Origin of the sequence: Nakamurella sp. (assembly GCF_048594475.1) — a bacterium.
Classification (GTDB): domain Bacteria; phylum Actinomycetota; class Actinomycetes; order Mycobacteriales; family Nakamurellaceae; genus Nakamurella.
The window spans coordinates 1-7,982 of record NZ_JBMDXT010000262.1 but is presented as its reverse complement, the minus strand read 5'-3'; the positions used below and the strand labels follow the sequence as shown (position 1 = coordinate 7,982).

Below are 7,982 nucleotides of genomic sequence, written 5' to 3'. Positions count from 1 at the left end.
GGTCGGGGTCACCCGGGGATGTCGCGCAGGGCGCCGCGGCCCGTTACTGCGGCCGGCGCCGTCCCGCCCGCACGGACCGGCGGTGGTGCTGATGCCGCACCGCGGCGAGCATGAGCCTCACCCGCACGGTCCAGGCCCCGGCGGCGGACCGGACCCGTGGCCCGACCACCGGCGCGGGCGCCGTCCGCCCGCCGGGCCGGGCCCGGCCCGGCCGGCCGTCGGGACCCGGCGGCCCCATTCGTTTCGCCAAGCCCGATCCCCCGGTCCCCCCCGGCCGTCCCGGCCGGCCGGTCGCGCCGGCCCCGACCGGCACAGCTCGGTCCACACCGCGGCCCGCCCGCCGGCGATGTCCTCGATCACCCGCAGCGACAGGCGCGCGGCCGCGATCGCGTCCGGTGCGATGCCCAGCGGGTACGCCCGGTCCGGCCGGCCGGCCGCGGCCGAGCGGGCCCGCATGATGCAGCTCCAGTGCCGGGGATCGGCGAGATCTCCGATTCCGGCACCCCCGACGAGCGCATCGTGCATCAGCCACTCCCGCACGTTGGCGGCGTTGTAGGAGAGCAGCAGCCGGCTCGCGGCCATCGACCGCAACGACGCGAACGCCCATCCGCCGGCCCGGTCCACCCGGTCGTGCACCCGCAGCCGGCCGTTGGTCTCCAGCACGGCCACCTCGGTGGCGCAGGTGCCGCCGGCCGGGATCGCGAGGCCGACCACCACCGCCGTCCCCGGACGCAGAACCGCGCGTGCCCAGGACACGGCCTCCCCCGGGGTTCGGGGCGGGCCGTTCACGAACAGGGAAGCCGACATCGATGTCCACTCCAGGCCGACGAGAGACAATGGTCACCACCGGACGAGGCGCTACCAACAGAGCACGCCGCCGTCGTCAGGACCCGACGCCGGCGGTTCGAGCAGCTCCGGACCGGCCGGCCTCCCCGCCGACCCTCCCGTCCCTGCCCGGTCCGCCCGTCCGATCCACGCATCGCGTCGCCAGGTACCCGGCCCGAGTGTCAAGATGGAGAGGCACGACTGAGAGTGATCGAACACTGTTGCCTCCGGTGGATGGGTGCGTGACTTCGTGGCTTCAACCGACGCCGGGTGGCGCTCACGGTCACCCCTCGTGCGAGACCACACCAGCAATCGACTGGTGCGGGAACTCGATGGCCGTGAACGCCCGAAGCCCGAATCCGTCGTCGCCGTCCGGTCCGGCACGGGCGGGCGCGCCGGCTCTCGCCTTCTGCGTCGCCCGGGCCACCGGCACTGCCGACTCCTTTGTTCCGACCGCCCGGTCACGGGCGGTCGGACCAGTCCACGACGCCCCGGTGGGACGACGGTGGGACGAGGCCGCCCGACGTGCGGACGGCCGGTGTGACGAGCGCCACATGGTCCGCGCAATCGGCGCCCCCGGCCTCGGCAACCGTCGATCCCGCAGCCGGCATCGACCTGTTGGGACCCCTGCGGATCCGCGGGGCGGGCGGGTCGGTGACGTTGACCCGTCGCCAGGAGATCGGGGTGCTGGGCCTGCTGGCCCTGCACGCCGGCACCACGGTGCGGCCCAGCGCCCTGATCGACCTGCTCTGGCCGGACGATCCGCCCCGGACCGCCACCAAGACGCTGCAGGGCTACATCAAGCGGGTCCGCAAGCAGCTGGGTGACAACGGGGTCGCTCTCGAGCACACCACACCCGCCGGCTACCTGCTGCAGCTGTCCCCGGCGCAGGTCGACGGCGTGCACTTCGAATCCCTGGTGGCCGCCGCCCGGACCGAGCGGGACGACGACGAGCGGATCCAGCGACTGGACGAGGCCCTGGCCCTCTGGCGGGGCGAACCGTTCGCCGGATGCGACCTGGACGGGCTGCGCCCCTTCCGGGAGTGGCTGGTCCAGTTGCGCAGCGGAGCCCGCCTGGAGCGGGCCGCCGCCGACGTCCGGCGGGGCATCACGGTCGACTCGCTGGGGGCGCTGCGCGCCCTGGTCACCCAGGAACCCACGAACGAACGGCTCTGGCTGCACCTGGCCGCGGCGCTCTACCTGTCCGGCAACCCGGTGGGCGCCCTGACCACCGTCGCTGCGGCCCGGCGCGAACTCGAGGAGCAGGTGGGGGCGACGCCCGGCCCGGAGCTGTTGGAGCTCGAGCACCGCATCACCGTGCACGACGACGTCGAGGGCTGTTACGCCCGGCTGACCGGGGTGGTGGTCAGGACCGACCGGATCGAGGTCGGCGGCGTCGGGCGAACGGCCGCACCGCCCCTGCCGGTCTGGGCCGGCGACCTGATCGGGCGGGACGAGGAGGTCGCCGAGCTCAGCGAGCTCATCGACGCCGGCACGCCGGTGCTCACGGTGACCGGACCCGGTGGGTTCGGCAAGACCCGCTGTGCCGCCGAGGCGGCCCGGCGGGCCGGCACCCGGTGCGACGGTCTGATCGATCTGAGCGGCATCGCCACCGCGGCCGAGATGGCGCTGCACCTGGCCGGCTCGATCGAGGCGCCGGGGCGCGACGATCCGATCGCCGCCATCGCCGACCGGCTCGCGGGCCGGCGCTGCGTGGTGCTGCTGGACAACGTGGAGCAGATCGCGGGGGCGGCCGACGTGGTGGCCCGGCTGGCTCACCACTGCCCGAGCGTCACCTGGTTGATCACCTCCCGGACCGAGCTCGGCCTGGATGTGGAGCGGGCCGTTCGCCTGGCCCCGCTGGCCCACGAGGCGACCTCGGGCGGGCTGAGCCCGGCGACCCGATTGCTGATCGCCGCCGCCCGCCGTCGCGGGGTCGAGCCGGGATCGGAGGCGACCCCCCTGCTGGACCGGATCACCGCGGCGATCGGCGGCATCCCGCTGGCGCTCGAGCTGGCCGCCTGCCAGCTGCGCACGCTGGAACCGGCAGCCCTGCTCCGCTCGCTGGACGATCCGCTGTCCACCCTGGTCGATCATCGACGGCCGGTCGACCGTCACCGGTCCATGCGGGCGTGCCTGGAACTCGCGGCCGAGCGGCTGAGCCCGGCCGCGGTCACCCTCCTGGTCGTGCTGTCCGGCCGGGCCAACGGGGCGCCCTACGACGATGTGGCCGCCGCCTGGCCGGCGTCACCGGCGCTGCCCGGGGTGCTCGGCGAACTGGTCGACGCCGGTTTCGCCGCCACCGGAACCGACGCCGCCGGGGCGACCCGGATCAGCCAGCTGCCCATCGTCCGGGCCTTCGGGCGGGAGCTGACCGCGCCCGAGGACACCGCGCCCCTGCAGGCCGCACTCGACGCGGCGGTCCTGGCCCGGGCCGCGGCCGTGACGACCGGCCGGCCCCCGGCCCACCTCGAACCCGACCTGCCCGACGTTCGCCGGCTGCTGCAGGCCGGGCTGGACGACGACGCGGCGCTCGACCGTGCCCTCGGCCTGGCCGGCGGTCTGGTCGTCTACTGGTTCTCGCACCGGCTGCTGGAGGGTCGCGGCTGGCTGGACGCGTTGCTGCGCCGGCCCGCGCCCCCGGACCAGGCGGCCCCGTCGGTCCACCGGCTGCAGGCCCTGAGCACGGCGGCGTTCCTGGAGTTCGGCGTCGGCGACGCCCGCTCCGCCCGCGGCCGGCTGAACGAGGCGCTCGACGCGGGGGCTCCGCTGGTCCCGCCGATCCACTCGTTGGTGCTGTCCCGGCTGGCGGTCCTGGACGCCGCGGACAGCCTGGTCGATCGCGCCACCGGCCGCGCCGAGGAGTCGCTGCGCATCGCGCGGACCATCGGGCAGGGCCGCGTGCTCTGGATGGCACTGGGCAACGGCGGCGACGTCGCCGTGGTCGCCGGGCGCCCCGACCGGGCCCGCGAGCTGTACCTGGAGTGCATCGACCAGCTCCGGCGGAGCGGGCTGGCCTGGTTGTCGGCGGCCCCCTGCGCCCGGTTGGGCGACCTGGAGCTGTCGGCGGGCCACCTGGCCGAGGCGCACCTGTGGTACGACCGCGCCCTGTCCCTCTGGGTGGACCGGACGCTCGAGTCCGGGGCCGGCCAGGTGCTGGCCGGCATCGCCCGGCTGGCGCTGGTCGAGGGCCGGCCGGACGATGCCCGCCGGCACCTGGATCGCGGTCTGGCCGCGGTGGAGGCGGCCGGCAGCCGGGTCGAGTACCCGTTCCTGGCCTTGGGTTACGCGGCCCTCGCCGGCGCGAGCGGCGATCCAGCGGCCGGCCGGGCGCTGTTCGCCATCGCGCTGTCCCACGGCCGGCGGGCGGGCGTGGCCCTGGGTCCGATGATTGCCGGCGAGCTGGCCGGGATCCACCGGGCGACCGTGGGCGACCACCCCGACCGGCTCGACGAGACGCGCGCCCTGGCCACGCCGTTGGAAGATGTTCCGATGGTGATCCGCCAGTACTTCCCCGCCGCCCCGGCCGTCGCTCCGTAAGGGTCGCCGGGGGCCGGTCCCGGCGCCGGCCCCGTGCGGCGGGATCGGCGGTCGCCGGCGGTCCCTCTCCGGAAGCGGCGGCGGCCCGTGACGACGGCGGGCTCCGGCGGATCGCCGTCGCGGCCGGCGGCCGGTCGGGCAGGACGATCAGGGGGCATCTCGATGACCACGCATCCGGACGGACTCGACGGCTGGCGGCGCACCGTCGTGCAGGGGCTGCGCGACGCGGTCGGGTCCTGGCGCGGCGATCTCCGGCCGCTCGCCGACGAACTGGTCGCACACTTCGGTGCCGTGCTCGCGCGGGGCGACGGATCCCAGGTCGCCGCCGTCAGCGTCCCGGTGGCCGTCTTCGCCGGCCTGCGCGGGCACGAACCGCCGGGGTGGCTCACCGCCGCGGCGGGGGCGACCTACCTGGCCTGGGACCTGCTGGACGATGAGATGGACGGCGATCCGGTGCCGTTCTGGCGGGACCGCTCGACGGCGGACCGCACGATCGGCGCGCACCTGCTGATCGCCACCGCGGCCGCGCAGCCGGGCCTGGCCGCGGACCCCGCGACGGCACCGGAACTCACCCGGGTCTACCTCGACATGGTGGCCACCGTCACCGCCGGGCAGCTCCGCGCGGAGAACCCGCTGGAGCCCGGGACGACTCCCGAGTCGGTCGCCGCCGGCAACGACGCGCGCAGCGGCGACATGCTCGCCGGCCTGGCCGAGATGGCCGCGATCGCGGCCGGAGCGGGCGCCGACGCCCGGGTCGCACTCGCGCGCTGCGGTCGCGAGCTGGCCCTGGCCCGGCAGCTGGTCAACGACCTGACCGAGCTCGAGTCCGGCGGCACCTCCGACCTGCGCAACCGGACGGCGACGATGACCGCCGCCTTCGCCCTGCAACGCACCCCGGCGGCCGGGCGCGCCGCGCTGCTCGACCGGTTGCACGCCGCCGCGTCGGACCCCGACCTGTGCCGGCGCATGATCGACGGCGAACTCGCACCGGCCCGGGCGGACACCCGGATGCTCGCCCGGCTGCACCTGGCGGAGGCGACCCGGCTGGCGAATTCCACAATTCACCATCCATTCGGTCGCATGATGATGACCGCTTTGGTCACTTACACTGCGGATGTCCTCATCGAACGCGCCCCAAGGAGGCCGTGATGAACCAGATTCCCGCACCCGACTCCCCCGCCGAATTCCGGGCCAGATTTCTGGGTGATCCCGGGTTCCGCGACGGACTCGCCCAGGATTCCGACGGCTCCCTGGCCACCCTTCTGCGCCCGCTGGCCGAGTTCGACCGGGCATGGCTGAATTACCCGGAGAAGAAGGACCAGGACGTCAAGTTCTGGTGATCGACACCACCCGCGAGTGATCGGCCACATACTGCCAACCCGGCCGGCGCTCGAAGATCTCGACCGCATTCACCGTCATGGTGAAACGGTCGCCGTCCTGCTTCGACTCGACCGTCGATTCGAAAGTCATGAAGCGGGCGGCCTGATCGTCACCGCGATGGTCGATCGCGCTGGCCACGACGGATTGCTCGATCATGGTGTACCTCGCCAGGGCGCCCGCGATCTTTCCGACGATGGCCGGCCGGCCGACCATCCAGGCATTGCCGAAGGGGCCGTCGATCGTGGTCAGGATCGCATTGTCGGCATAGAGTTCGCCGAGGCTCTCGGCGTCGCCGGCCCGCAGCAGTGAATGAAAGATAGGGGTGAACTCCGCCAACTGCAGCACCGGCGCAATCATGCCGCCGACTATCCCACGCCGGTGACGTCCGGCAAACCGGTCGCCTGGAAATACGCCAGACGAAGACCGTCATCGCCCGTTCGCCAGACGGCGACGGCACGGCTGCGATACGGCTTGGGCACGCCGTCGAGAACGAGTTCGGCGCGCATTTCGTGCTGCACCAGTACCGCGTCGCCGGCCGGCAGGAAGACGTGTTCGGCCGTCCGGATCCACGTGTAGGCAAGCGATCCCGACGCGATCGACGCGAGATAGCCTGCCTTGGTGTCATTCACGCCGGTCGAGTGCACGTACCGGCAGTCATCGGCGATCAGCTCGGCCAGCGCCGCCAGATCGCCGGCGACCATGGCCGCCGTCCGCCGTGCATCCGCCGCCCTGACCTGCTCGAGATCGACCATGGAGCCAGCGTATCGGCGGCGCCGCGACCTCCCGGACGCCGCGGACCGCCCGGGTCGCGCGGCTCGGCGCCGGCGGTCCGGCGGCCGCCGCCGACCTCGGCGCGGCTGGTACCGACCGCCCGGGCCGGTCGAAACAACCAGGCCCGCACCACGTTCGCCGAGCCGGAGGCACCCGGCCCGACCGCCCGCCTGGGCAGCGGGTGGCGCCGGGTCCCGACGGTCAGCCCACCAGGCCGCCGGCCACCGTGCCGAGCAGGTAGGTCACGCCCATCGCCAGCAGGCCGCCCGCGACGTTGCGCACCACCGCCCGCAGGACCGGCGCCGAGCCGAGCCGGGCACTGACCGAGCCGGTCACGGCGAGCGCGATCGCGACGGCGACGACGGTGACCCAGGCGGACGGCGCGATGACCACGCCGAGCAGCGGGATCGCCGCGCCGACCAGGAAGGCCAGGAAGCTGGCCCCCGCCGCGTGCCAGGGGTTGGTCAGGTCGTCCGGGTCGAGTCCGAGCTCGGCCTCGGCGTGGGCCCGCAACGCATCCTTCGCGGTCAGCTGCTCGGCCACCTGCCGGGCCAGGTCCGGCTCGATGCCCTTGGCCTCGTACAGGCCCGCCAGCTCCTCGAGTTCCTGCTCCGGCGTCTCGGCCAGCTCGCGCCGCTCCCGATCCAGCACCGCCTTCTCGGTGTCGCGCTGGGTGGAGACGGAGACGTACTCGCCGGCGGCCATCGACATCGCGCCGGCCATCATGCCGACCAGGCCGGCCAGCACGATCGATCCCCGGTCGTCGGTCGCACCGGCCACGCCCAGCACGATCGCCGCCGTGGAGACGATCCCGTCATTGGCGCCCAGCACGCCGGCGCGCAGCCAGTTCAGCCGGCTGGCCAGCCCGGTGTCGTGCGGCTCGTGGTGGTCGGTCCGGGCCGCGTTCGTTTCGCTCACAGGCCCCAGTTTGGCCAGCTGACCTGGGCATTTCCAGCCAGCCAAGCCTGCCCTCACCCCCCTGCCCGCGCGGATCAACAACGCCGGCGCGGATCAACCGGCGCCGATTGTGACTGGTGGGACGGTTGTCGACGAGATCATCCGCGCGCCCATCCGTCACCGGGCGGCCGGACCCCGGCCGGCCCGCGCGGCCCGGGAGTGACGGATCTGACACGCGATCGTGGCCGGGCCCGAACCGGGCCCGGGCGCCGCCGGACCCCGACGCGCCGGGGCCGGGCCAGAATCCGAGCCGGACCGATCCGAGCCGGGCCACCCTGGACCCGGCGACCCCGGGTCCGGGCCGGGACGGGACGGTCCCGGCCGGGATCCGAGCCGGACCGGGATCCGAGCCGGGGCAGGCCACCCGGGACCCGGCGACCCCGGGGCCGGGACCGGGACGGGACGGGACGGTCCCAGCCGGGATCCGAACCAGGCCGGGCCACCCGGAACCCGACGCCCCCGGCCCGGTCCGGGCTCCGCCGGTGCGCCGGGCCCGGCGCGCGCCCGCG

General features: G+C 74.7%; 7 protein-coding genes. 3 read left to right on the top strand and 4 right to left on the bottom strand.

The features are described from left to right. Positions 1-117 precede the first annotated feature (117 nt). A complete protein-coding gene (locus ACOJUF_RS12185; protein ID WP_420122114.1) occupies positions 118-714 on the bottom strand; it encodes a hypothetical protein in 597 nt (198 codons plus the stop codon). 729 nt (positions 715-1,443) lie between these two features. On the opposite strand from ACOJUF_RS12185, the gene ACOJUF_RS12180 reads away from it, so the two are divergent. The 3 genes from ACOJUF_RS12180 to ACOJUF_RS12170 all read left to right on the top strand — a co-directional run bounded on the left by ACOJUF_RS12180 (position 1,444) and on the right by ACOJUF_RS12170 (position 5,705). Beyond that, on the top strand, positions 1,444-4,365 hold the full coding sequence (locus ACOJUF_RS12180) for a BTAD domain-containing putative transcriptional regulator (protein ID WP_420122113.1): 2,922 nt from the start codon (positions 1,444-1,446) through the stop codon (positions 4,363-4,365). A 162-nt stretch (positions 4,366-4,527) separates the two neighbouring features. After that, on the top strand, positions 4,528-5,514 hold the full coding sequence (locus ACOJUF_RS12175; RefSeq protein WP_420122112.1) for a hypothetical protein: 987 nt from the start codon (positions 4,528-4,530) through the stop codon (positions 5,512-5,514). After that, positions 5,514-5,705: a hypothetical protein gene (locus ACOJUF_RS12170; RefSeq protein ID WP_420122111.1), complete on the top strand. Its 192-nt coding sequence runs from the start codon at positions 5,514-5,516 to the stop codon at positions 5,703-5,705. The genes ACOJUF_RS12175 and ACOJUF_RS12170 overlap by 1 nt, the downstream gene beginning before the upstream one ends. Here the strand turns inward: ACOJUF_RS12170 and ACOJUF_RS12165 are convergent. The 3 genes from ACOJUF_RS12165 to ACOJUF_RS12155 all read right to left on the bottom strand — a co-directional run bounded on the left by ACOJUF_RS12165 (position 5,692) and on the right by ACOJUF_RS12155 (position 7,434). Further along, entirely contained in the window at positions 5,692-6,102 is a 411-nt protein-coding gene (locus ACOJUF_RS12165) for a YybH family protein (RefSeq protein ID WP_420122110.1), read from the bottom strand. The genes ACOJUF_RS12170 and ACOJUF_RS12165 overlap by 14 nt on opposite strands. Before the next feature lie 8 nt (positions 6,103-6,110). After that, positions 6,111-6,497 carry a nuclear transport factor 2 family protein gene (locus ACOJUF_RS12160; RefSeq protein ID WP_420122109.1) on the bottom strand — a complete coding sequence of 129 codons (387 nt, stop codon included), beginning with the start codon at positions 6,495-6,497 and terminating at the stop codon, positions 6,111-6,113. Between the two features lie 220 nt (positions 6,498-6,717). Further along, positions 6,718-7,434, bottom strand: a complete 717-nt coding sequence (locus ACOJUF_RS12155; protein WP_420122108.1) for a VIT1/CCC1 transporter family protein — start codon at positions 7,432-7,434, stop codon at positions 6,718-6,720. Positions 7,435-7,982 lie beyond the last annotated feature (548 nt).